Below are 24022 nucleotides of genomic sequence, written 5' to 3' on the forward strand. Positions count from 1 at the left end.
TCCGGGCGGCCCATCGGCTTCGATGGTGGCCACCCGGTCGGTCGTGTGATCGCCCGGGTGGTTACTGTGCAGTCACTTCGCGATGCCGCAGGGCACCGCGTGCTGACCGCACCCATCGGAGGCGCCCCATGGCTTCGCCCGACAAGGACCTCGCTCCTGTACTCGACAAGGACGGCGTACGGCTCACCGTCGACGACGCGCTCGCCACGGTGACGCTGACCAACCCGGCCAAGCGCAACGCGCAGAGCCCCGCCATGTGGCGGGCGCTGGCCGAGGCGGGGAAGCTGCTGCCGGGCACCGTGCGTGTCGTCGTGCTGCGCGGCGAGGGCCAGTCCTTCTCCGCCGGACTCGACCGACGCATGTTCACGCCGGAGGGGATCGAGGGCGAGCCGACCTTCGTCGATCTCGCGCGCCGTGACGACGCCGGGATCGACGCGACCATCGCCGAGTACCAGGAGGCTTTCACCTGGTGGCGGCGGAACGACCTCGTGTCCATCGCCGCTGTCCAGGGCCATGCGATCGGGGCCGGCTTCCAGCTCGCGCTCGCCTGCGACCTGCGGATCGTCGCGGACGACGTGCAGTTCGCCATGCGGGAGACCAGCCTGGGCCTGGTGCCCGACCTCACCGGCACGCACCCGCTGGTCGGCCTGGTCGGGTACGCCCGCGCCCTGGAGATCTGCGTGACGGGCCGCTTCGTGCACGCCGAGGAGGCCGTCGTCTCCGGCCTGGCCAACGCGGCGGTCCCGGCCGCCGAACTCGACGCCGCGACCGCCGACCTGGCCGCCGCGCTGCTCGCCGCGCCCCGGGACGCCGTGGTGGAGACCAAGGCCCTGCTGCGCGGCGCCCCCAAGCGCACCTACGACGAGCAGCGCACGGCCGAGCGCGCTTCCCAGACGCGCCGGCTGCGCGACCTGGCGGGCATCGGCGACTGAGGCGACTGAGGCGACCGAGGCGGCTGAGCCCCCGGCCCAAGCTGCCGTAACTCACGTGACAGGACCGGACTCCGCCTCCGGTTCCTCCACCGCCGTCACCAGCACCGCCACCGTCGGGTGGTCCTCCAGCGCGTCCCGTACCGCCGTACGCACCGCGCGGGCCACCTCGACGGTGCGGTGGCCGGGGTCGGCGGCCAGCTCCACGCACACATGGCGGCGGGGGAGGGACGCCGGCACGGCGGGCCGTTCCGTCCGCACCACCCCGCAGCGGTCCCCGAGCACGGCCGTCAGCCGGGTCACCCCGGGCACCGCCCGCGCGGCCGTGGCCACCAGGTAGCCGTCCGGATCCGTGGCCTCGGCGGCCGACGGCGGCCCCGGGACGCGGCGCGGCTCGGGACCGCCGTCCGCCGGGCCCAGCAGGTCCGTCACCCGCAGGTCCACCTCCGTGACCGCGAGCCCGAGGAGCCGGGTCGCGGCGTCCGCCAGGGCCGCCCGCAGCAGGTCCGCCGTCACCGGCAGCGGCCGCTCGGCGCCCGCCGCGAAGTCCGCCGTCACCCGCAGGGCCCCCGGCGGCAGCGCGCTCGGCGGCGGCGGTACGACCGGTTCCCCGGTGTCCGCCGGATCGGCGAGCCCGATCCTGAGGGCCCCCAGCCGTACCCCCGGCACCTCGGCCGTGGCCGTGCTCCCCAGCACCGCCCCGGCCGCCTGCTCCGAGATCCACGCGCCGTCGCGGCTGCCGCCGAGGGGCAGGAGTCTGCCCGCGCCCAGCCGCTGCCGTACCGCCTGTGTCCACTCCGACGTCATTCCTCCAGCCTGCCGTATACCTGGCGCGCATTCGCGCAGCCGTGCTTACGGTGGGCGGGGAACCACGACCGAAAGGGACCTACGGCGATGACCGAGACGACCACGAGCCCCGGCGGAGACAGCGAGTCGCAGGTGTCCACCCGCAAGACCACCCGGCGCGGCGGCGGTGACCCGGCGGCCCGGGGCCGTACCACCATCGCGGACGGCGTGGTGGAGAAGATCGCCGGAATGGCCGCACGCGACGTGAACGGTGTGCACGCCATGGGCAGCGGGCTCGCCCGCACCTTCGGCGCCGCCCGCGACCGGCTCCCCGGCGGCTCGAAGGCCGTGACCCGGGGCGTGAAGGCCGAGGTGGGCGAGGTGCAGACCGCGCTCGACCTGGAGATCGTCGTGGAGTACGGCTACTCCATCGGCGACGTGGCCCGCGCCGTGCGCGAGAACGTGGTCGCCGCCGTGGAGCGCATGACCTCGCTGGACGTCGTGGAGGTCAACATCGCGGTCAGCGACGTCAAGCTCCCCGACGAGGAGGACGACGAGGAGCCGGTCCCGCCGCGTATTCAGTGAGCCGCGCGTATTCACTGAGCCGTAGGGGGAATCCGGGTTACAGGGGCCTGACGAACTGAGGTGCGCTATGAGCATGGCCGTGGCCGGCATGATCGCCGGCTTGGCGCTGGGATTCGCCGGGTACTTCGGCGGATTCGGGGCCTTCCTGCTGGTGGCGGCGCTCGGAGCCGTCGGGTTCGTCGTCGGCCGCTTCCTGGACGGCGACCTGGAACCGGGCGACTTCTTCCGGGCCCGCGACAACCGGCGCGACCGGCGGCGGTGAGCGCCGTGAGCGCGACGGCGGCCGGCCGTCCGGCCACGGAGCCCACACCGGCGGGCGGGCGCGGCGCCACCCGGATCGCGGACAGGGTCGTCGCGAAGATCGCCGCGCAGGCGGCCCGCGAGGCCCTCGCCCCGCTCCCGCCGGGCGTCCCGCGCCCGCACGCCACCGTCGCCGTCCGTCCCCACGGCTCCGGCGCCGCGCGCGGCGAGGGCGGCCCGGTCGGCACGGCCCGCGTGCGGATCTCCCTCGAACTCGCCTACCCGGCCGACATCGGCGCCCGCTGCGCCGCCGTACGCCGTCAGGTCACCGAGCGGGTGGGCGAGGTGGTGAACATGACGGTGCCCGAGGTGGTCGTCCAGGTCGAACGGCTGCACCCGGTGGCCCTGCCCGGCGACGCGCACGGGAGGACGACATGAGCGAGAACACCACCCACCGCCTGCCCGTCCTCGACGCAGGGGAGCAGCCCACGCCCCCGCCCGAGCAGGGCAGCGGCCGCTTCTGGTCCGCGCGCCGTATCCCGGCCGCCCTCGTCGCCCTGTGCGTGATCGGCGGCGCGGGCCTGCTGCTGTACGACGTGGCCGCCGTGCGCGCCGGACACCCCGCGATGTACTGGCGCCGCGAACTGGCCCGGCAGCTCGCCGAGCAACGGCTCGACGCGGTCCCGGTGCTGGCCGGCGCGGCCTTCGTCGCCGCCGTCGGGCTCTGGCTGATCCTCCTCGCCCTCACCCCCGGCCTGCGCCGCCTGCTGCCGATGAGCCGTCCGCACCCCGACGTCCGCGCCGCGCTGCGCCGCGAGGCCGCCGCCGTGCTGCTGCGCGACCGCGCCATGGACATCTCCGGCGTCCGCGAGGCACGGGTACGGGTCGGCCGCAGAAAGGCGGACGTGAAGGTGGTCTCGCACTTCCGCGAACCGGACGAGGTCCGCGCCGACCTCGACTCCACGCTCGACGGCGCGGTCCACGAGCTGGGGCTGAGCCGCCCGCCGAAGCTGTCGGTACGGGTCCGCCGTCCCGGGAAGAAGGGGTGAGCCCGATGCGCACCGGCATCGTCAACCGCGTCCTGCTCGCCGTGGCCGGACTGCTGCTGCTCGCCCTCGGCGGTGTGGTCCTCGCCGCCGGGCTCGGGGCGCCCTTCCCGCGCTGGTGGATCCACACCGGGCCGCACGACGTGCTGCTCAGCCGGGCCGAGCGCACCGCGTTCCGGGACGCCGACTGGTGGTGGCCCGCCCTCATCGCGGGGCTCGCGATCCTCTTCCTGATCGGCGTGTGGTGGCTGGTGTCGGTACTGCGCCGGCACCGGGTGTCCGAGGTCCGGGTCGACACCGGCGACGGCGGCACCGCCCGGCTGCGCGGCTCGGCCCTGCAGAACGCCCTCTCCCGGGACGCCTCGGGGCAGGAGGGCATGGCCCAGAGCGACGTCCTGCTGACCGGCCGCCGGGGTGCGCCCGCCGTACGGGCCTGGTTCCGGCTGGAGCCGGACATGCCCCCCGGCGCCGCGCTCGCGGAGTTCACCTCGGGCCCCCTGGCCCGCGCCCGGGACTCGGCGGGCCTCGCCGCCCTGCCCGCCGAGGTCCGGCTGCGGGTGATCAGGCACCGCGCGGGACGCGTCACCTGACCACCGTGAAGTCGAGCCCTGACAGCGCGAGTTGACGGCCCGTCAGAAACCGCGCCGCATACCGCCGTCCACCGGCACCATCACGCCCGTCACATAGGACGCCGCCGGGGACAGCAGGAAGGCGGCCACCCGGCCGAACTCCTCCGGGGTGCCGTAACGGCGCAGCGGGATACGGGACTCGGCGGCCGTGCGGGTCGCCTCCGGGTCGGCGGACAGGCTGTCCAGCTCGCGCACCCGGTCGGTGTCGATACGGCCCGGCAGCAGCCCGAGGACCCGGATGCCGCGCGGGCCCAGCTCGTCCGCGAGGGACTTCGCGAACCCGGCGAGTCCGGGGCGCAGTCCGTTGGAGACGGTCAGCCCCGGGATCGGCTCGTGCACCGAGCCGGACAGCACGAAGCCGATGACCCCGCCCGGCTCCAGCTCGGCCGCCGCCGCGCGGGCCAGGCGCACCGCGCCCAGGAACACCGACTCGAAGGCGTCCCGCCACTGCTCGTCCGTCACGTCCGCCACGAACCCGGGCGGCGGCCCGCCGACGCTCACGAGGATGCCGTCGAAGCGCCCGAAGTGCTCACGGGCGGCCGCGATCAGCCGCTCGGGCGCCTGAGGATCGCCGTTGCCGACGGCCACGCCCACCGCGTCCGGGCCCAGCTCGGCGGCCGCGTCGGCCACCCGCTTCTCGTCCCGTCCGCTGACGACCACCTTCGCCCCGTCGGCGACCAGCTGGCGCGCGGCGGCGTTGCCGAGCCCCCGCGAGGCCCCGGTCACGATGTACACCCGGTCCTTCAGTCCAAGATCCATGCCCCCTATCCTGCCCTCTCGCCCCCGTAGAGCGTGCGGGCGGTGTTCACCAGGGCGATGTGGCTGAAGGCCTGCGGGTAGTTGCCGAGCTGGCGGCCGGCCACCGGGTCGTACTCCTCGGCCAGCAGCCCGACGTCGTTGGACAGGTCGACCAGCCGCGCGAACAGATCCTTCGCCTCCTCGGTGCGGCCGGTCATGTGCAGGGCGTCGGCCAGCCAGAACGAGCAGGCCAGGAAGGCGCCCTCGCCCTCGGGCAGCCCGTCCACCACCGGGCCCCCGGCGTCCTCGGTGTCGTAGCGGCGCACGAAGCCGTCCTGGCCGAGCCCCGCGCGGATCGCGTCCACCGTGCCGATCACCCTCGGGTCGTCCGGCGGCAGGAAACCGACGCGCGGGATCAGCAGCAGCGCGGCGTCCAGGGTGCGCGAGCCGTAGTACTGGGTGAAGGTGTTGCGCTCCGGGTCGTACGCCTTGGCGCACACCTCCCGGTGGATGTCGTCCCGCAGCTCCCGCCAGCCCGCGAGGTCGCCCTCCAGGCCGGGGTGCTCCTCCAGCGTGCGTACGGCGCGGTCGACGGCCACCCACACCATCACCTTGGAGTGCGTGAACTGCCGGCGGCCCCCGCGCACCTCCCACAGTCCCTCGTCGGGTTGCCGCCACTGGGAGCGCAGGAAGTCGATCAGCGCGCACTGCAGGGACCACATGTGCGGCCGGGGTGAGAGGCCCGACTGGCGCGCGAGCCACAGGGAGTCCATCACCTCGCCGTACACGTCCAGCTGGAGCTGGTCCACCGCGCTGTTGCCGATCCGGACCGGTGCCGAGCGGGCGAACCCGGAGAGCCAGGGCAGCTCGCTCTCCGGCAGCCGCCGCTCGCCCGCGACCCCGTACATGATCTGGAGGTCCTCCGGGCTGCCCGCGACCGCCCGGAGCAGCCAGTCGCGCCAGGCCTCGGCCTCCTCGTGGTACCCCGCCGCGAGCAGCACGCCGAGGGTCAGGGTGGAGTCGCGCAGCCAGCAGTAGCGGTAGTCCCAGTTGCGCACCCCGCCCAGCTTCTCCGGGAGGGAGGTGGTCGCGGCGGCCACGATGCCGCCGGTCGGGCGGTAGGTGAGCGCCTTGAGGGTGAGCAGCGAGCGGACCACGGCGTCGCGGTACGGCCCCTCGTACCGGCACTGTCCCGCCCAGCTCCGCCAGTCCCGCACGCTGGACTCCAGCGCCTCGAACGGGTCGATCAGCCGGGGGCGCGGCTCGTGCGAGGGGTGCCAGGTGAGCACGAACGCCACCCGCTCGCCCTCCTCGACGGTGAACTCGGAGTGCGTGCCGAAGTCCTGCCCCCAGGTGCGCACCGGCGGCACGGTGCGCAGCCAGGTGGAGTCGGGGCCCGCGACGGCCACCCGGTGCCCGTCCGAGCGCCGCATCCACGGCACGATCGAGCCGTGGTCGAAGCGCAGCCGCAGCGTGCTGCGCACGAGGACCCGCCCGCTGACGCCCTCCACGATCCGTACGACGTCGGGCACCCGGGCGCGCTGCGGCATCAGGTCGGTGACGCGCACCGTCCCGTCCGGGGTGTCCCACTCGGTGTCCAGGACGAGGGTGTCGGGCCGGTAGGCGCGCCGGGTGCACGTACCCGCGCTCTGGGGGGCGATCCGCCAGTGGCCGTTGTCGTCGTCGCCGAGCAGCCGGGCGAAGCAGGCGCCGGAGTCGAAGCGGGGAAGGCACAGCCAGTCGATCGAGCCGTCCCGGCCGACCAGGGCGGCGGTCTGCTCGTCGCCGATGAGGGCGTAGTCCTCGATGCGCGCGTTCACGGGAAGCGGGTTCCCGGCGGGTCTGAGGGGCAATCAGACGGTGGGGCCGGGGGAGTGACACCCCCGCCACCCCGGTGGGGGCGCTATACGGCGGCGGGCTCGGTCGCCGAGGAGCCGCCCTCGGAGCTGCCCCGGGAGCCGTCCCCGGAGCCGTCAGGCGTGCCGTCCTGCGGGCCGCCCTCCGCGCCGCCACCGGCCGCCGCCTCCGCCCGGTCCCGGATCTCGCGGCGGACCAGGAACCACCAGCCCACCGGGACACCGGCGGCGAACAGCCACCACTGGATCATGTACGCGTAGTTCAGCGGAGCGTCCTCGCTGCCCGGGCTGGAGATCTGCTCCGGGGTGCCGCCCCTGGGCGCGGGCGCGGTCTGCTCGACATAGCCGCCGAGGACCTTCGCGCCGAGCCGCCGGGCCTCCTCCGCGCTGTTGATCAGCATGATTTGCCGGTCGGGCAGGCCCTTGACGTTCTTGATGCCGCTGGCCGCGGTCGTCTCGTCGGCCATGAGCCGCCCGGTGACGGTGGTCCGGCCGGCCGGAGGCTTCGGGATCTTCGGGAAGGCCGTCTGCACACCGTCGGCGGGAATCCAGCCCCGGTTGACCAGCACGACCGCGCCGTCCGTCAGCCGCAGCGGGGTCAGGACGTGGAAGCCGACCGCGCCGTCGGAGTTGGTGCGGCGCCGGACGACCACCTCGTGGGCGGTGTCGAAGGTGCCGGTCGCGGTGACGGTGCGGTACTTGTCCAGGCGCGTCACGGCGTGGCCGGGGGAGGTGAGCCGCTCGACGGGCACGGGGTCGGCGTGCAGCGCCCGCGAGACCAGGTCGTTGCGGGCGGTGCGCTCCTCGTACCGGTGCTGCTGCCAGAAGCCGAGCCTGATCATCGTCGGAATCAGCGCGATCGCGACGAGGGTGAGGATCACCCACTGGGGGGTCAGCAGGAAGCGGTAGCGGTGCACCCCACGACGGTACCCCCGGGCCGTGGGGCGCATTCGGGCGGGTACCGGGTCACACCCGGGCACCAGGTCACACCCGGTCGACCACCCCCGTCCTGCCCTCGGCCCGCGCGCAGTGGGCACCGCAGTACCAGTGGCCCTGCACCTCGACGCCCTGCCCGATGATCTGCACCCGGCAGTGCTCGCAGATGGGGGCCATGCGGTGAATGGCACAGGAGAAGCAGTCGAAGACGTGCACCGCGCCCTGCGCGTGAACCTCGAAGGTCATTCCGTAGTCATTGCCGCATACTTCGCATCTCGCCATGCGGCTCAGGGTGGGCCGTTCCGGGGCGCCGGGCGAGCGGGGGCGGGGCGAGTCGCGGCGAATCACCCGTCCGCCCGGACGGCTGGCATGCCCATCCGGTCACGCCCCGCGGCCGGGCCGGCTACGCCTCCGTGCCGGCGGACTCCACGTCCCGCAGCAGCTGCCCGAACGCCGCCTCGTCCACCACCGGGGTGCCGAACTGGCGGGCCTTGGCCGTCTTGGAGGTGCCCGAGTCGGGGTCGTTGGTGACGAGCAGGCTGGTCAGCCGGGACAGGCTGGTCGCCACGTGCAGCCCGGCCTCGACGGCCCGGTCCTCCAGCAGGTCGCGCTCGGTGGAGGTGTCGCCCGAGAACGCCACCCGCATGCCCTGCTTGAGTCTTTTGCCCGGTTCGTACCGCCCGGGGTTGGGGTACGGACACGCGGGCCGCTTGCGCGCCGGACGCCAGCTCGCCGAGCCCCCGTAACCGCCGCCGCCCTGCCGGCCGATGCGCGGCGCGTCCGACCACTCGGTGAGCGGACGGCACTCCAGCAGCGGCAGCCGTACGTTCCCCGCGGCGGCCGCGCGCAGGCTCGGGCGGAACGCCTCGGCCAGCACCCGCGCGTCGTCCAGGGCGTGGTGGGCGCGCTGCTGCACGACCCCGAAGTGCGCCGCGAGCGACTCCAGCTTGAAGTTGGGCAGCGGCAGGCCCAGCTCCTTGGAGAGCGCGATGGTGCACAGCCGCTGCCGCACCGGGGGCTCCTTGCTCGCGCGCGCGTACTCCCGGGCGATCATCTGCCAGTCGAAGACCGCGTTGTGCGCGACCAGCACCCGGCCGTCCAGCCGGGCCGCGAACTCCTCCGCCACCTCCGTGAAGAGCGGGGCCCCTTCGAGGACCTCGCTCGTCAGCCCGTGTATCCACACCGGGCCGGGGTCGCGCTCGGGGTTCACCAGCGTGTACCAGTGGTCCTCGACCTCGCCGCGCGCGTCCAGGCGGTAGACGGCGGCCGAGATGATCCGGTCGTCGCGGGCCAGGCCGGTGGTCTCCACGTCAACGACCGCGTATCCCTTCGGATACACGGCCGGCCACGGGGCGGGGGAGGACACAGCGGTCGCACGGTCTTCGAGCATGGTCAATGAGGATACGGGCCGCCACCGACACCGAGGGCCCCCAGGGCCGAAGACCACGCCCCGCCGGGCCGGCCGTCGCATGCCTGTACGGCCCCGGCCCGTATGCCCGTACGGCCCCGGGCGAGCGCCTGTTCGCACCTCGCGCCAGGGCGCCTCCCGAACCCCGCCCGGCGGGTACGGAGTTCCGGGCCGCCCCGCTCCTTCCCCTTCTTTCCCCTTCTTTCCCCTGGTCCGGCGCCCCCTCGGCGCGCACCACGCCCCCGGCACGGCGTACCGTGAGACGCGCTCGACCACCGCCGAGCCCCCCGCAAGAGAAAGACCCGCACCATGCGCGCCACCACCATCCACGCCCCCTTCGACATGCGCGTGGAGGACGTGCCCGAGCCGGTGGTGCAGCTGCCCACCGACGCCGTCGTACGGGTGCTGCGCGCCTGCATCTGCGGCAGCGACCTGTGGGCCTACCGCGGCGAAGCCGCCCGGCAGCCCGGTCAGCGCATCGGGCACGAGTTCCTCGGCATCGTCGAGGAGACCGGCTCCGAGGTGGGCACGGTCAGGCGCGGGGACCTCGTGGTCGCCCCCTTCATGTGGTCCGACGGCACCTGCGAGTACTGCCGCGAGGGCCTGACCACCTCCTGTGTGCACGGCGGCTTCTGGGGCTCCGTCGGCTACGACGGCGGCCAGGGCGAGGCCGTGCGCGTGCCGTTCGCCGACGGCACCCTCGTCACCCTGCCCAAGGAGGCGGCCGCCGACGACCACCTGCTGACCTCGCTGCTCACCCTCTCCGACGTGCTCGGCACCGGCCACCACGCGGCCCTCGGCGCGGGGGTGCGCCCCGGCTCCACGGTCGCCGTCGTCGGTGACGGCGCGGTCGGCCTGTGCGCCGTGCTCGCCGCCAAGCGCCTCGGCGCCGAGCGGATCATCGCGCTCGGCCGGCACGAGGTCCGCACCGAGATCGCCCGCCGCTTCGGCGCCACCGACGTCGTCGCCTCGCGCGGCGAGGAGGCCGTCGCCGCCGTCCGCGAGCTGACCCGGGGCCAGGGCGCGCACTGCGTGATCGAGGCCGTCGGCACCGAGCAGTCCATGAGCACGGCCGTCCACATCACCCGCGACGGCGGCTCCATCGGCTACGTCGGCGTGCCCCACGGCAGCGGCACGGGCCTCGACCTCAGCGTCATGTTCGACCGCAACATCGCCCTGCGCGGCGGCGTCGCCCCGGTCCGCGCCTACATCCCCGACCTGCTGCCCGACGTGCTCGACGGCACGATCGACCCCTCCCCGGTCTTCGACATGACCGTGGACATCGAGGGCGTCCCGGACGGCTACAAGGCGATGGACGAGCGCACGGCCCTCAAGGTGCTCGTCACCAACGGCTGACCGCTCCTACGGGGTGGCGCTGCCGGTCAGGACCAGCGGATCGGCAGCGGCAGCGCCGTGAGCAGCCCCGACACCGCCACCACCGCGCCCAGCACGGCCACCTCGGCCCGCGCGGGCACGCAGGCGGCGAGCGGGTCACCGCCGCGGCCCAGCCGCACCCGCGCCCACAGCGCGAGAGCGGCGACGACGGCGACGAGCAGCACCTTGGCCAGCAGAGTGCGCCCGTACGCCGTCGTCGTCAGCTGGTCCACCACCGTGCCCGGCGGCATCCGGCGCAGCGCGCTCCACACACCCGTCGCGGTCAGCGCGGCGAGCAGCACGGCGGCCACACGCGCGTACCGCCCGAGCAGCGCGGCTCCCGTGGGGTCGCCCCGCCACAGCCGCAACACCCGCAGCGCGTACGGCAGTCCGCCCGCCCACAGGGCCGCACAGGTCAGATGCGTCAGCGTGAGCAGCGAGCCGGTGAGCGCGCCATGCTCGGCGGCCGGGTGGGCGCGCAGCGCCTCCGCGATCAACACGGCCGTCAGCGGCCACAGTTGGAGTCCGGGGCGATGCGAACGGGCGCACAGCGCGGCCAGCGGAAACGCGTTGACTTCCAGGAGGGCCAGCCTGCCGTCGCGGGAGGCGTAGAGGCCGCCGAGGTCGATCTGCCCGAGGCCGCGAGGGACGAGGTTGCCGGTGGCGACGACAGAGGCGAGAGCCAGCGCGGCGAGGAACCCGGCCGTATTGGCCAACGGCGCCCACGAACAAGGCCGTTCAGCGGGAGCTCCGGGCACCCGCGCCGCCAGCCTCCCCACGAACAGCTCACCCAGCGACACGCTCAGCGCGGCGAACAGCACCGTGCGCAGCAGTCCCGTGCCGCCCGCACCGGGCGCCGCCGCCTCCCCGGTGCCGTGCAGCGCGGCACCCGGCCCCAACAGCGGTACGAGAGCGCCGAATAGGACCAGCACCAGCACCGTCATGCCCCGCCGCACACCGGCGCGCACATCCGGGGATGCGCCGGCGGCGGAGACGCTTCGCGGAGAACTCACCTGCCGATACTGGCCAATGGGGTGTTCGCCGGACAAGTGCGCCCATGCGAAAGCCGACGGGAGCCCGCTCAGCTCCAGGTCGCCGCGCTCGACCCCCACGGAACCGGCGGAGCGGTCCAGTCCGCGGGCCCGCCCGTGAACGACACCGGGGGCCGGGCGTACCGCAACTTCCCCAGGGGGCTGTCCCGTTCGGCGAGCCACACCCCCTCCTCGTACTTCGGGCCGCCCAGGGACGGGTCGGGGCCGGCCTCGTCGGTCAGCCAGTGCGCGGTCCGGGCGAGCGCGAGGCGTACCAGGCGGCCCCGGCCGTCGCGGGACCGTTCGCCCAGGGCCCGCAGGACGGCCGCCGCCATCAGATAGCCCGAGCCGTGGTCCAGGGCCTGCGCGGGCAGGGCGCCGGGCTCCATGGTCGAGCCCTCGGTGGCCGCGATGCCGGTCGCGACCTGGACCAGACTGTCGAAGCCGCGCCGCTCGCCCCAGGGCCCGTACGCGCCCCACGCCGAGATCTGCGCCACGATCAGGCCGGGGTACCGCTCGGACAGCGCCTCGGGGGAGAGGCCGAAGCGGTCCAGGGCGCCGGGCCGGTAACCGGTGACGACCACGTCCGCCGAGGCCAGCAGCTCTTCCAACACCTTCGTGTCGGCGGCGAGTTCCAGCGTGGTCGACCGCTTCCCGAACCCCGTGTCCGCGTGCTGGTCGGCCAGTTCGGGCAGCCCGGGCCCGTCCACGCGCAGCACGTCGGCGCCGAGCAGCGCGAGCGTGCGGGTGGCCACGGGCCCGGCGAGAACCCGGGTGAGGTCCAGGACACGCAGCCCGGCGGCAGGCAGCAGCGGCGCGGACTTGCCGTCCAGAGGCGGGAGTTCGCGTGCCGAGGCCGCCCCGATCGGGGCACGCTCCACCAGCGGGCGCAGCGCCACCTCGGCACCCTGCGGATGCGCCGCCCACTGCCCCGGGGTGCGCAGCGCCACCGCGAGACCCCCGGCGGCGTACACCGCCTCCTCGATCTCCAGGGCGGAGCGCTCGAGCATCAGCCGCTGCACGTCCTCGGGGTCCGCGCCGTCGGGCAGGCCGAGCGCGCCGAGGAGGCGGAGCCGGTGGTGCGGATAGTTGGCGTGGGTGCGCACCCAGCCGTAGGACGCCCGCCACCAGCGCGACAGCGGCGCGAAGGTGACCGGGGCGCGGCCGTCGATCCGCAGCACCCGCTCGCTGTGGAAGGCGGTGGCGACCGCGCCGTCGTCCACCACGGCGCGCGGCACCGCGCCGAGCCCGGCCCGCAGCGCGCCCAGCTCGGCGGCGGCCAGCGCGCACGTGCCCACGCACGCGCGCGCCAGCCGCTGCACCGGGAGGCGGGAGATCAGGGCCGTCGGGCGCTCGACGGACACCAGCCGCGCGAGCAGCTCGGGATCGCCGCCCAGCGCGGCCCAGGCGGACTTGATCATGGGATCGGTCATGGAGGCACTATGGATCAGCCACCCGACCCCGACAAGGAGGCGCTCGCCTGTCGCGCCGGTTAGCGCGTCACCGCCTTGAGCGCGTCCGCGATGCCCCGCCCGTAGAACCCGTTCCGGTTCTTCGAACCCCGGCAGACCGCGTCCACCTTGCCGTCGCCGTCGATGTCGTACGGGTCCGTGCAGGAGGTGGGCGTCGCCTCCGCGTACAGCAGGGCCTTGACCTGCGCGGCCGAGGCGTGCGGGTGCGTCGACTTGATCAGCGCGGCCACGCCCACGACGTGCGGGGTCGCCATCGACGTACCGGCCATGTAGCCCCAGGTCCCGCCGGGCAGCGGGCCCAGGATGAGGCCGCTGGTGGCCGGGGGAGCGGGGGTCTGGTAGGCGGTGGAGTCGCCGCCGGGCGCGGCGATGTCGATGACGCCGAGACCGTAGTTGGAGAAGGACGACTTCAGGCCCTTGGCGCCGGTCGCGGCGACCGTGACCACGCCCGGGAGCTGGGTCGGGATGTCGAAGCACTTGCGCGGGTCGATCGTCCGGTCCGAGGCGGTGCCGTCGTTCGGGGAGACCGGGTCGGTGATCGAGTCGGCCGCGAGGTCGTAGCTCTCGTTGCCCGCCGCCGCGACGTTGACCGTGCCCTTGCGCTCGGCGTACCGCGAGGCCCGCTCGACGGCGGTGACCAGGGCCTTCTGGTCGGGGTCGTTGGCGCAGTTGAAGTACCAGGGGTCGGTGTAATAGCTGTTGTTGGTCACGTCCACGTGGTGCTCGGCCGCCCAGACGAAGCCGCAGACCACGGACTCGGTGTAGAAGTAGCCGTCCGGGTTGGCGACCTTGATGCCCGCGACCTTCACACCCGGGGCCACGCCCGTGATGCCGACGCCGTTCTTGGCGCCCGCGATCTCACCGGCGACATGCGTGCCGTGCGGGCTCTCCCCGGCGTTCGGCCGCCAGGCACCGTCCGCGGTGTCCGGCTTGCCGGAGACGCAGTTGACGGAGGCCGAGCGGTCGAAGTTGGGCGCGATGTCCGGGTGGGTGTCGTCCACGCCGGTGTCGATGACGGCGACGGTGACCTTGCGGCTGCCGAGCGTCTTCTCGTGCGCCTTGTCGGCCTTGATCGCGGGCAGGTCCCACTGGAGCGGCTCCAGCGGGTCCTGGCCCTGCGCGGCGGACTTCTTCGCGTCGGACAGTTGCGCGGCGGTGAGCGCCTTCGGCGCCCCGAGGTCGGCCGTCGACTGCGTGGGCAGCGGGGCGTTGCGGGTGGCACCGGCCGAATCGACGCCGTGCACACGGCGGATGGCCTTGGCGAAGTCCGGGTTCCTGGAGTGGACGACGATCACGCCTATCGGGTCGTAACTCGTGACGACCGTGCCGCCGTTGCGTCCTATCGCGCGCCGCACCGACTCGATCGTGCGACGGTCCGCCGAGGTGTTGACGACGTACGACAGCTCGGGGCCGTCGTACGCGCGGGCGGAGGCGTCCGACGCCTGGCCGGCCGGGGCCGTCGGCGCCGCCGCCGAGGCCGTCGCCGGCAGGAAGCCGAGCGAGGCGGTCAGGGACAGCACGAGCGGCACGGCCGGCGCGAAACGGCGCCGGGAGCGCAGATGAGCCATGAAAACTCCACATCATCCGGATGACAGACCGCCCGGGCCCCCTGGGGCTACTGGGCAGGTACATGACGGGTGGGCAGAGCGAAACTATCCCTGTCGACGCGATGTCCGAAAGGGCGAAAGGGAGTTGAACCACTCCGGCCGGGGCGCCGTGGGCCCTGACAGGGGCGCGTGCGGATCACGCTCCCCGGCGGGATCACGGTGAGGAGCCGGGTATTGACTCCGGGTAACGTGATCACGTCCCATGAGGTCGGCAAGCGCACGCCCGGACGCGAGGAGACTTGAGTGGCCACCGAGACACCGCCCCCCGCGAAGCCCCAACCACACCTTCCCTCCACCGAGGAGTTCACCGAGGCACAGCAGAGCGCGGAGTTCGGTGAACTGCGCCGCGCGCACCGCTCGTTCGCGTTCCCCCTGACGATCGCCTTCGTCGCCTGGTACCTGCTCTACGTGCTCCTCTCCTGCTACGCGGAGGGCTTCATGGGCACCAAGGTCGCGGGCAACGTCAACGTGGCGCTGATCCTGGGCCTCGCCCAGTTCCTGACCACGTTCCTCATCGCCTGGTGGTACGCGCGCCACGCCGCCGCCAAGCTCGACCCCAGGGCCGAGGCCATCAAGTCCCGGATGGAGGGCGGCGCATGAGCCCCGCACCGCACACGATCGCGGCCCACCCCACCCTCCTCGCGGCAGGAGAGGCGAGCGAGCACCGGCCGCTGATCATCAGCCTGTTCGCGGTCTTCGTCCTCGCGACCCTCGTCATCACCGTCTGGGCGGGCCGCCAGACCAAGAGCGCCGCCGACTTCTACGCGGGCGGCCGCCAGTTCACCGGCTTCCAGAACGGACTCGCCGTCTCCGGCGACTACATGTCCGCCGCGTCCTTCCTCGGCATCGCGGGCGCCATCGCCCTCTTCGGCTACGACGGCTTCCTCTACTCCGTCGGCTTCCTGGTCGCCTGGCTGGTCGCGCTGCTCCTGGTCGCCGAACCGCTGCGCAACTCCGGCCGTTACACCATGGGCGACGTGCTCGCCTACCGGATGCGCCAGCGCCCGGTGCGCACCGCCGCCGGCGTCTCCACCATCGTCGTCTCGATCTTCTACCTGCTCGCGCAGATGGCCGGCGCGGGCGTCCTCGTCTCGCTGCTGCTCGGCATCACCAGCGACGGCGGCAAGATCGGCATCGTCGCCCTGGTCGGCGTCCTGATGATCGTGTACGTCACCATCGGCGGCATGAAGGGCACCACCTGGGTCCAGATGGTCAAGGCGGTTCTGCTGATCGTCGGCGCCCTGCTGCTGACCTTCCTGGTGCTGCTGAAGTTCCACTTCAACATCTCCGACCTGCTCGGCAAGGCGGCCGACACCAGCGGCAAGGGCTCGGCCTTCCTGGAGCCCGGCCTGAAGTACGGAGCCACCGGCACCACCAAGCTGGACTTCATCTCGCTCGGCATCGCCCTGGTCCTCGGCACGGCGGGCCTGCCGCACATCCTGATCCGCTTCTACACCGTCCCCACCGCCAAGGCCGCCCGCAAGTCCGTCATCTGGGCCATCGGCCTGATCGGCGCCTTCTACCTGATGACCCTCGCCCTCGGCTTCGGCGCCGCGGCCCTCATCAAGCCCGACGAGATCATCGGCTCCAACAAGGCGGGCAACACGGCCGCGCCCCTGCTCGCCCTCCATCTCGGCGGGGTCGACTCCAACTGGGGCGCCGTCCTGCTGGCGACCATCTCCGCCGTCGCCTTCGCCACCATCCTCGCCGTGGTCGCGGGCCTGACACTGGCCTCCTCGTCGTCCTTCGCGCACGACATCTACGCCAACGTCATCAAGAAGGGCCAGGCCACCGAGAAGCAGGAGGTCGGCGCGGCCCGCTGGGCCACCGTCGGCATCGGAGCCGTCTCCATCGTGCTCGGCGCCCTCTCCCGCGACCTGAACGTGGCCGGACTGGTCGCGCTCGCCTTCGCCGTCGCCGCCTCGGCAAACCTGCCGACACTGCTCTACAGCCTGTTCTGGAAGCGGTTCACCACCACCGGCGCCCTGTGGTCGATCTACGGCGGCCTGGTCACCGCCGTCGGCCTGGTGCTGTTCTCGCCGGTCGTCTCCGGCAAGCCCACCTCGATGTTCCCCGACGTGGACTTCCACTGGTTCCCGCTGGAGAACCCCGGCATCATCTCGATCCCGGTCGGCTTCCTGCTGGGCGCGGTCGGCACCCTGCTGTCCAAGGAGGTTCCGGACGCGGACAAGTACGCCGAGCTGGAGGTACGGTCCCTGACCGGCACCGGGGCGCACTGAGCACCGCGTCACGACAGCACCGAGCACCACGTCACGGCATCACGGCCGCGCCGCGCGGGCACCCGTCCGTACGGCGCGGCCGGACCGTTTCTCCACAGCCCCGCCCGCTCGCGGCTGTCGATGTCATCACTCTCGCGTAGGCTCGCAGGTGACGGAAAAAGAGCGGTCCGGGAAATGATCGGTCCAGACCGGGAAGCGAGGGAGGGGGCCCACGTGCTCATCGACACCTACGGCCGAGTGGCCACCGACCTGAGGGTTTCGCTGACCGACCGGTGCAATCTGCGCTGCACCTACTGCATGCCCGAAGAGGGCCTGCAGTGGCTGGCCAAGCCCGACCTGCTCACGGACGACGAGATCGTCCGCCTGATCGACATCGCGGTACGCCTGCTCGGCATCGAGGAGGTCCGCTTCACCGGCGGCGAGCCGCTGCTGCGCCCCGGCCTGGTCGGCATCGTCGAGCGCGTCGCGGCCCTGGAGCCGCGCCCCCAGATGTCGATCACCACCAACGGCATCGGCCTCAAGCGCACCGCCGCCGCGCTCAAGGCCGCCGGCCTCGACCGGGTCAACGTCTCCCTGGACACCCTGCGCCCCGACGTCTTCAAGACCCTCACCCGGCGCGACCGCCACAAGGACGTGCTGGACGGCCTCCGGGCCGCCGCCGACGCCGGACTCACCCCGGTCAAGGTCAACTCGGTCCTGATGCCGGGCCTCAACGCCGACGAGGCCCCCGACCTGCTGGCCTGGGCCCTGGAGCACGAGTACGAACTGCGGTTCATCGAGCAGATGCCGCTCGACGCCCAGCACGGCTGGAAGCGCGACGGCATGGTCACCGCGGCCGACATCCTCGCCTCGCTGCGCACCCGCTTCGACCTCACCGAGGAGAACGAGGGCGAGCGCGGCTCCGCACCGGCCGAGCGCTGGCTCGTGGACGGCGGCCCGCAGCGGGTCGGTGTCATCGCCTCGGTCACCCGCCCGTTCTGCGCGGCCTGCGACCGCACCCGGCTCACGGCCGACGGACAGATACGCACGTGCCTGTTCGCCACCGAGGAGACCGACCTGCGCGCGGCCCTGCGCTCGGACGCCGAGGACAAGGAGATCGCGGACATCTGGCGCACCGCGATGTGGGGCAAGAAGGCGGGCGCGGGCCTGGACGACCCGTCGTTCATACAGCCCGACCGCCCGATGTCGGCGATCGGCGGCTGAGGCTCAGCCCTCGGCCGGGCCCCGCTCCTCCCACTCCGTCAGCAGCACGACGTCCTTCAGGAAGCCCCGCACGCCGAGGAACTGCGACAGATGCTCGCGGTGCTCCTCGCAGGCCAGCCAGGTCTTCCGCCGCTCCGGCGTGTGGATCTTCGGGTTGTTCCACGCCAGCACCCAGACGGCGTCGGCACGGCAGCCCTTGGCGGAGCAGATCGGTGTGTCACTCACGGTTTCGTCTCACAAGAACGGCTGCGGAAGGGCAGCGAAGGGGCTGCGAAAAGGCTCTGAACATGGCGACGCCGAGCAGCCACGGGGGGAGCTGCCCGGCGTCGGTCCGTCGCTCCGACGGGGGATGCGGAGCGCGTACGAAGTATGTCACGCATCACCCGCGACCCGGCACCGGAACAGCGCGATTGAACTGAGCTTTTCCTGAGCTTGGCGGGAAGTCGTCTTCCGCTTTCCGGGCGTCTTCCCTGCTCAGGATCGGTCCGGCCGTTCGCCGCGCGCCTCCGCCCCAGGACCCGCCGAGGGCCCCGCGGGGCCGGATTCCGACCGTTCCTCCCGCGCGCCCGCGGCCGGGGCGATCATCGGTTTGGACGGCGTCACGACAAAGGTCGAGGGCAGCGACGGCGGCCGCTCCCGGCCCGCGTTCGCGATCACCACGGCGATGTACGGCAGCAGGGCGCCGAGCACCAGCGCCACGATCGCGACGTACCGCTCCACGTTCCACAGCGAGGCCGCGAGGATCACCGAGACGGTCCGGATCGACATGGAGATGACGTACCGCCGCTGCCGGCCCCGCACGTCCTCGGCGAGCCCGGTCCGGGCACCGGTGATCCGGAACACCTGCGCGTCGCCACGCTGCTTGAGCATCTCAGTCCACCATCCGGCCGCAAGGGACTCGTCCCCGTCCCGTACGAGCGCCCGGCCCGTCGGGGAACCGGTCCGGGACACCCTCCACGGTACGCCGCCCCGCCCTCCGGCTCGATACCGGGGCCGCCCCCGCCTGCGGCGACCTGGGGGATGCCCCGGCGCATACGGCGCACCCGGTGTGCGCGGTGCGCGGGGCGCGCCCAGACTGGGGCCGAGGACGCGGACCGGACCGTGCCGGACCGTCTCGGACCGTGACGAGGAGGCGGCCATGGGCTGGCTGTGGGCGATCATCGTGGGATTCGTGCTGGGCGTCATCGCCAAGGCGATCATCCCCGGCAAGCAGCACAGCCCGCTGTGGCTGACCGTCATCTGCGGCACGATCGGCGGCCTGGTCGGCAACGCGGTCGCCCGCGCGGTGGGGGTCGCGGAGACCCGGGGCATCGACTGGACCCGGCACGTCTTCCAGCTGGTCGCGGCGATCATCATCGTCTTCATCGTCGACCGGCTGTACATGGAGACGCTGGGCAAGAGAAAGCAGCGCCAGGCCTGAGAACGCCCGGTCCGAGGGCCGGCGGACATGCCGAGGGGGTGGCTTCCGCGACGGAAGCCACCCCCTCGGGCCGTGCTCAGGTACCTCGGACGGGCTCAGGCGCCTCGGTCCGGGCTCACGCGCCGGTGACCTCGACGGCGGCCAGGTTCTTCTTGCCCCGCCGCAGCACCAGCCAGCGGCCGTGCAGCAGGTCCCCGGCGGCAGGGACGGCGTCCTCGGCGGCGACCTTGACGTTGTTCACGTAGGCACCGCCCTCCTTCACCGTGCGGCGCGCGGCCGACTTGCTGGCCACCAGACCGACCTCGGCGAACAGGTCGGTCACCAGGCCCAGCTCGGCGACCTGGATGTGCGGCACCTCGGACAGCGCGGCCGCGAGGGTGCGCTCGTCCAGCTCCGCCAGCTCACCCTGGCCGAAGAGGGCCTTGGACGCGGCGACCACGGCGGCCGTCTGGTCGGCGCCGTGCACCAGCGTCGTCAGCTCCTCGGCCAGCGCCCGCTGGGCGGCACGCGCCTGCGGACGCTCCTCCGTCTGCTTCTCCAGCTCCTCGATCTCCTCGCGGGACTTGAAGCTGAAGATGCGCAGGAACTTGGAGACGTCACGGTCGTCCGCGTTCAGCCAGAACTGGTAGAACGCGTACGGCGTGGTCATCTCCGGGTCCAGCCACACCGTGCCCGACTCGGTCTTGCCGAACTTGGTGCCGTCCGCCTTGGTGATCAGCGGGGTGCCGAGCGCGTGCACCACGGCGTCCGGCTCGACGCGGTGGATCAGGTCGGTGCCCGAGGTGAGGTTGCCCCACTGGTCGCTGCCGCCGGTCTGGAGCGTGCAGCCGTAGCGCCGGTAGAGCTCCAGGAAGTCCATGCCCTGGAGGATCTGGTAGCTGAACTCGGTGTAGCTGATGCCCGCGTCCGAGTTCAGGCGGCGGGAGACGGCCTCCTTGGCGATCATCTTGTTCACCCGGAAGTGCTTGCCGATGTCGCGCAGGAACTCGATGGCCGACATGCCCTGGGTCCAGTCCAGGTTGTTGACCATGACGGCCGCGTTCGGGCCCTCGAAGTCCAGCAGCGGCTGGATCTGGGCGCGCAGCCGCTCCACCCACTGGGCGACGATCTCCGGCGCGTTCAGCGTGCGCTCGGCCGTCGGCTTCGGGTCACCGATCAGACCGGTGGCGCCCCCGACCAGACCCAGCGGGCGGTGGCCGGCGTCCTGGATACGGCGCATGGTCAGGATCTGGACCAGGTTGCCGAGGTGCAGGCTGGGCGCGGTCGGGTCGAAGCCGCAATAGAACGTGACGGGACCGTCCGCGAACGCCTTGCGCAGCGCGTCTTCGTCGGTGGAGAGGGCGATCAGCCCGCGCCACTTCAGTTCGTCGACGATGTCCGTCACGGTTCTCGTGTCTCCTTGAAGATCAGTCGGCAGTCGGGTGACAGCCGACTACGAGGTTATACGCCCTGGCTGACAGAGCTCATATTGAAATCCGGGATGCGCAGCGCGGGCATCGCGGCCCGGGTGAACCAGTCGCTCCACTCGCGGGGCAGCGTGCGCTCGGTGCGCCCGGCCTCCGAGGCCCGGCCGAGCAGCCCGACCGGCGACTCGTTGAACCGGAAATTGTTCACCTGCCCGGTGACCTCGCCGTTCTCCACCAGGTACACGCCGTCCCTGGTCAGACCGGTGAGCAGCAGGGTCGCCGGGTCCACCTCGCGGATGTACCAGAGGCAGGTCAGCAGCAGCCCGCGCTCGGTGTTCGCGACCATCTCGTCCAGCGAGCGGTCCTCGCCGCCGTCCAGGATCAGGTTCCCGAGCGCCGGGGCGACGGGCAGACCGGTGAGGCCGGCGCCGTGCCGGGTGGTGGTCAGGTTGCGCAGGACACCCTCGCCGATCCAGTCGGTGGGGTGGACGGGCAGCCCGTTGTCGAACACGGACTGGTCGCCGCCGGAGGAGTGCGCCACCACGAACGGCGCGCACTCCAGGCCCGGCTCGTTCGGGTCGCTGCGCAGGGTGAGCGGCAGCTCGCTGAGCCGGTCGCCCACACGGGTGCCGCCGCCCGGCTTGGAGAACACCGTGCGCCCCTCGGCCGCGTCCCGGCCCGAGGACGACCACAGCTGGTAGATCAGCAGGTCGGCCACGGCGGACGGCGGCAGCAGCGTCTCGTACCGCCCGGCGGGCAGCTCCACCCGCCGCTCGGCCCAGCCGAGGCGTACGGCCAGCTCGGCGTCCAGCGCGGCCGGGTCGACGTCCTTGAAGTCCCGCGTGGAGCGCCCGGCCCACGCGGAGCGGGTGCGGTCGGGCGACTTGGCGTTCAGCTCAAGGGTGCCGGTCGGCTGGTCGTGCCGCAGGCGCAGCCCGGTGGAGGTGCCGAGGTAGGTCGAGACCATCTCGTGGTTGGCGAAGCCGTACAGCTCACGGCCGCCGGCCCGGGCGCGCGCGAAGGACTCGCCGAGGGCGGGCGCGAAGTCCGCGAAGACGGCGGAGGAGGTCTCCAGGGGCGCGTCCGCGAAGTCGGGGGAGTGCGGCACCCCGCTGACCAGCGGCTGCGCGTCCTCTGCCGGGCCGGCCGCCCGCGCGGCGGCCTCGGCGGCCCGCACCAGCGGCTCCAGGTCCTCGTCCGTGACGGCGGACCGCGAGACGACCCCGGCGGCGGTGCCCTGCTGCCCGTTGACGGTCGCGATCACCGTGAGGGTACGGCCCCGGGTCACCCCGTTGGTCGTGAGCGCGTTGCCCGCCCAGCGGAGGTTGGCGGTGGAGTACTCGTCCGCGAGCACGACACAGCCGTCCGCCCGGGACAGCGCGAGGGCCCGCTCGACGACCTCGTGCGGCTTGCTGGTGCGCGGGCTCATCGACCGGCCTCCTGCGTGGTGTTCAGAATGTTGACGCCCTTGAACAGGGCGGAGGGGCAGCCGTGCGAGACGGCGGCGACCTGGCCCGGCTGGGCCTTGCCGCAGTTGAAGGCGCCGCCGAGCACATAGGTCCCCGGGCCGCCCACGGCGGCCATCGAACCCCAGAAGTCGGTGGTCGTCGCCTGGTAGGCGACGTCCCGCAGCTGACCGGTGATCCGCCCGTTCTCGATCCGGAAGAACCGCTGTCCGGTGAACTGGAAGTTGTAGCGCTGCATGTCGATCGACCAGGACCGGTCGCCGACGACATAGATGCCCCGGTCCACGCCCCCGATCAGATCCTCGGTGGACAGCCCGGCGGGGTCCGGCTGAAGGGAGACATTGGCCATCCGCTGTACGGGCACATGCGCGGGGGAGTCCGCGAACGCGCACCCGTTGGACCGCTCGAACCCGGTCAACTTGGCGATCCTGCGGTCCAGTTGGTACCCGACCAGCGTGCCGTCCTTCACCAGGTCCCAGGACTGCGCGGCCACGCCCTCGTCGTCGTACCCGACGGTCGCGAGCCCGTGCTCGGCGGTGCGGTCACCGGTGACGTTCATCCGCTCGGAGCCGTACTTCAGCTTGCCGAGCTGGTCGAAGGTGGCGAAGGAAGTACCGGCGTACGCCGCCTCGTAGCCGAGCGCGCGGTCCAACTCCGTTGCGTGACCGATGGATTCATGGATGGTCAGCCACAGGTTGGACGGGTCCACGACCAGGTCGTACAGCCCCGGGTCCACGCTGGGCGCCCGCATCTTCTCGGCCAACAGCTCGGGGATCTGCTCCAGTTCGGAGTCCCAGTCCCACCCGGTGCCCTTGAGGTACTCCCACCCACGCCCCACCGGCGGAGCGAGGGTCCGCATGGAATCGAACTCGCCACTGGAGTCGTCCACGGAGACGGCGGTCAACTCCGGGTGCAGCCGCACGCGTTGCTGCGTCGTCACGGTGCCCGCGGTGTCCGCGTAGAACTTGTTCTCGTGCACGGTGAGCAGCGAGGCATCCACATGGCTCACCCCCTGCGCGGCCAGCAGCCGGTTGCTCCACTCCGCGAGCAGCGCGGCCTTCTCCTCGTCCGGCACCGAGAAGGGGTCGATCTCGTACGACGACACCCAGGTCTTGTCGGCGTGCACGGGCTCGTCCGCCAGCTCCACCCGCTCATCGGACCCGGCCGCCTTGATGACCTGAGCGGACAGCTTGGCCATCGCCACGGCCTGCGAGGCGACCTTGGCGGCCCCGTCCATGGTCAGATCGACCCCGGACGCGAACCCCCAACTCCCCCCGTGCACAACCCGTACGGCATACCCGAGGTCGGTCGTGTCCGACGACCCGGCCGGCTTGGCATCCCTGAGCCGCCACGACGCGCTGCGCACCTTCTCCAGCCGGAAGTCCGCGTGCTCGGCCCCGAGGGCGCGAGCACGGGCGAGGGCTGCGTCGGCCAAGGCGCGTAGGGGGAGGGCCAGGAACGACGGTTCGATGCCATGGGTCACAGGTGGTTCCCCCAGGTCAAGGGCTTTCGCTGCCGGAGTGGTCGGGCAGCGGGGCGGACGGGTCGAAGTGAAGTATGTCGTGTGGGTTCGCGGCGGTACCACCGACAATCGCGCCGCTGGACCGATGCCCCGCACACGGGATTGCCGCAGGCGTGTGCTCGGGAAGA

The 24022-nt window shown here is 72.8% G+C and carries 25 protein-coding genes; 11 read left to right on the top strand and 14 right to left on the bottom strand.

From position 1 onward, the window contains the following. Positions 1–128 precede the first annotated feature (128 nt). Positions 129–932 carry an enoyl-CoA hydratase/isomerase family protein gene (locus AB0898_RS18745; RefSeq protein ID WP_366804031.1) on the top strand — a complete coding sequence of 268 codons (804 nt, stop codon included), beginning with the start codon at positions 129–131 and terminating at the stop codon, positions 930–932. A gap of 51 nt (positions 933–983) precedes the next feature. Here AB0898_RS18745 and AB0898_RS18750 read toward each other — a convergent pair whose 3' ends face one another. Beyond that, positions 984–1736 carry a nucleopolyhedrovirus P10 family protein gene (locus tag AB0898_RS18750; protein WP_366804032.1) on the bottom strand — a complete coding sequence of 251 codons (753 nt, stop codon included), beginning with the start codon at positions 1734–1736 and terminating at the stop codon, positions 984–986. Positions 1737–1823: 87 nt separating this feature from the next. On the opposite strand from AB0898_RS18750, the gene AB0898_RS18755 reads away from it, so the two are divergent. From AB0898_RS18755 to amaP, 5 genes are all read left to right on the top strand, one after another. Continuing rightward, positions 1824–2300, top strand: a complete 477-nt coding sequence (locus tag AB0898_RS18755; protein WP_366804033.1) for an Asp23/Gls24 family envelope stress response protein — start codon at positions 1824–1826, stop codon at positions 2298–2300. Positions 2301–2367: 67 nt separating this feature from the next. Then, a complete protein-coding gene (locus tag AB0898_RS18760; protein WP_366804034.1) occupies positions 2368–2562 on the top strand; it encodes a hypothetical protein in 195 nt (64 codons plus the stop codon). A 5-nt stretch (positions 2563–2567) separates the two neighbouring features. Beyond that, positions 2568–2978, top strand: a complete 411-nt coding sequence (locus AB0898_RS18765) for a hypothetical protein (RefSeq protein ID WP_366804035.1) — start codon at positions 2568–2570, stop codon at positions 2976–2978. Further along, positions 2975–3589 (top strand): DUF6286 domain-containing protein, encoded by a 615-nt coding sequence (locus AB0898_RS18770; RefSeq protein WP_366804036.1) that lies wholly within the window; start codon positions 2975–2977, stop codon positions 3587–3589. Before AB0898_RS18765 ends, AB0898_RS18770 begins: the two co-directional genes overlap by 4 nt. A gap of 5 nt (positions 3590–3594) precedes the next feature. Next, the gene (amaP, locus tag AB0898_RS18775; RefSeq protein WP_366804037.1) at positions 3595–4176 is read left to right on the top strand and encodes an alkaline shock response membrane anchor protein AmaP; all 582 of its coding nucleotides are present in this window, start codon (positions 3595–3597) and stop codon (positions 4174–4176) included. A gap of 42 nt (positions 4177–4218) precedes the next feature. On the opposite strand, the gene AB0898_RS18780 is transcribed toward amaP, so the two are convergent. The 5 genes from AB0898_RS18780 to AB0898_RS18800 form a co-directional block, all read right to left on the bottom strand. After that, positions 4219–4974 (bottom strand): SDR family oxidoreductase, encoded by a 756-nt coding sequence (locus tag AB0898_RS18780; RefSeq protein WP_366804038.1) that lies wholly within the window; start codon positions 4972–4974, stop codon positions 4219–4221. A gap of 5 nt (positions 4975–4979) precedes the next feature. After that, positions 4980–6773, bottom strand: a complete 1794-nt coding sequence (locus AB0898_RS18785; RefSeq protein WP_366804039.1) for a glycoside hydrolase family 15 protein — start codon at positions 6771–6773, stop codon at positions 4980–4982. Between the two features lie 83 nt (positions 6774–6856). Beyond that, on the bottom strand, positions 6857–7759 hold the full coding sequence (locus AB0898_RS18790; RefSeq protein ID WP_366804040.1) for an SURF1 family protein: 903 nt from the start codon (positions 7757–7759) through the stop codon (positions 6857–6859). Between the two features lie 34 nt (positions 7760–7793). Continuing rightward, positions 7794–8027 (bottom strand): hypothetical protein, encoded by a 234-nt coding sequence (locus AB0898_RS18795; protein ID WP_366804041.1) that lies wholly within the window; start codon positions 8025–8027, stop codon positions 7794–7796. A gap of 121 nt (positions 8028–8148) precedes the next feature. Continuing rightward, positions 8149–9135, bottom strand: coding sequence for a DEDDh family exonuclease (locus AB0898_RS18800; protein WP_366804042.1), 987 nt, complete (start codon positions 9133–9135; stop codon positions 8149–8151). A 327-nt stretch (positions 9136–9462) separates the two neighbouring features. Here AB0898_RS18800 and AB0898_RS18805 point away from each other — a divergent pair, with 327 nt between their 5' ends. Beyond that, positions 9463–10509, top strand: a complete 1047-nt coding sequence (locus AB0898_RS18805; RefSeq protein WP_366804043.1) for a zinc-dependent alcohol dehydrogenase family protein — start codon at positions 9463–9465, stop codon at positions 10507–10509. 26 nt (positions 10510–10535) lie between these two features. Here the strand turns inward: AB0898_RS18805 and AB0898_RS18810 are convergent, their stop codons facing one another. The 3 genes from AB0898_RS18810 to AB0898_RS18820 all read right to left on the bottom strand — a co-directional run bounded on the left by AB0898_RS18810 (position 10536) and on the right by AB0898_RS18820 (position 14598). After that, entirely contained in the window at positions 10536–11471 is a 936-nt protein-coding gene (locus AB0898_RS18810) for a CopD family protein (RefSeq protein WP_407078366.1), read from the bottom strand. Between the two features lie 137 nt (positions 11472–11608). Beyond that, positions 11609–12991, bottom strand: coding sequence for a CoA transferase (locus AB0898_RS18815; protein WP_366804044.1), 1383 nt, complete (start codon positions 12989–12991; stop codon positions 11609–11611). A 59-nt stretch (positions 12992–13050) separates the two neighbouring features. After that, complete coding sequence (locus AB0898_RS18820) at positions 13051–14598, bottom strand: S8 family serine peptidase (protein ID WP_366804045.1); 1548 nt, start codon at positions 14596–14598, stop codon at positions 13051–13053. A 282-nt stretch (positions 14599–14880) separates the two neighbouring features. Between AB0898_RS18820 and AB0898_RS18825 the strand changes: the two genes are divergently transcribed. The 3 genes from AB0898_RS18825 (at position 14881) to moaA (ending at position 18080) form a co-directional block, all read left to right on the top strand. Next, positions 14881–15237: a DUF485 domain-containing protein gene (locus AB0898_RS18825; protein ID WP_366804046.1), complete on the top strand. Its 357-nt coding sequence runs from the start codon at positions 14881–14883 to the stop codon at positions 15235–15237. Continuing rightward, positions 15234–16877, top strand: a complete 1644-nt coding sequence (locus AB0898_RS18830) for a cation acetate symporter (protein ID WP_366804047.1) — start codon at positions 15234–15236, stop codon at positions 16875–16877. The genes AB0898_RS18825 and AB0898_RS18830 overlap by 4 nt, the downstream gene beginning before the upstream one ends. 213 nt (positions 16878–17090) lie before the next feature. Continuing rightward, complete coding sequence (gene moaA, locus AB0898_RS18835; RefSeq protein WP_366804048.1) at positions 17091–18080, top strand: GTP 3',8-cyclase MoaA; 990 nt, start codon at positions 17091–17093, stop codon at positions 18078–18080. Positions 18081–18083: 3 nt separating this feature from the next. On the opposite strand, the gene AB0898_RS18840 is transcribed toward moaA, so the two are convergent. Then, positions 18084–18305, bottom strand: coding sequence for a hypothetical protein (locus tag AB0898_RS18840; protein WP_366804050.1), 222 nt, complete (start codon positions 18303–18305; stop codon positions 18084–18086). A 249-nt stretch (positions 18306–18554) separates the two neighbouring features. After that, positions 18555–18950, bottom strand: a complete 396-nt coding sequence (locus AB0898_RS18845; protein WP_366804051.1) for a DUF3099 domain-containing protein — start codon at positions 18948–18950, stop codon at positions 18555–18557. Positions 18951–19218: 268 nt separating this feature from the next. Here AB0898_RS18845 and AB0898_RS18850 point away from each other — a divergent pair, with 268 nt between their 5' ends. Then, positions 19219–19500 (top strand): GlsB/YeaQ/YmgE family stress response membrane protein, encoded by a 282-nt coding sequence (locus tag AB0898_RS18850; protein ID WP_366804052.1) that lies wholly within the window; start codon positions 19219–19221, stop codon positions 19498–19500. 115 nt (positions 19501–19615) lie between these two features. Here AB0898_RS18850 and tyrS read toward each other — a convergent pair whose 3' ends face one another. The 3 genes from tyrS to AB0898_RS18865 are packed head-to-tail and all read right to left on the bottom strand — an operon-like array spanning position 19616 to position 23855. Beyond that, entirely contained in the window at positions 19616–20884 is a 1269-nt protein-coding gene (gene tyrS / locus AB0898_RS18855) for a tyrosine--tRNA ligase (RefSeq protein WP_366804054.1), read from the bottom strand. A 56-nt stretch (positions 20885–20940) separates the two neighbouring features. Beyond that, complete coding sequence (locus tag AB0898_RS18860) at positions 20941–22335, bottom strand: metallopeptidase TldD-related protein (RefSeq protein ID WP_366804055.1); 1395 nt, start codon at positions 22333–22335, stop codon at positions 20941–20943. Then, the gene (locus AB0898_RS18865) at positions 22332–23855 is read right to left on the bottom strand and encodes a TldD/PmbA family protein (RefSeq protein WP_366804056.1); all 1524 of its coding nucleotides are present in this window, start codon (positions 23853–23855) and stop codon (positions 22332–22334) included. Before AB0898_RS18865 ends, AB0898_RS18860 begins: the two co-directional genes overlap by 4 nt. Positions 23856–24022: the final 167 nt, after the last annotated feature.

The sequence above is a fragment of the Streptomyces sp. NPDC005435 genome, from assembly GCF_040703155.1.
Taxonomy (GTDB): domain Bacteria; phylum Actinomycetota; class Actinomycetes; order Streptomycetales; family Streptomycetaceae; genus Streptomyces.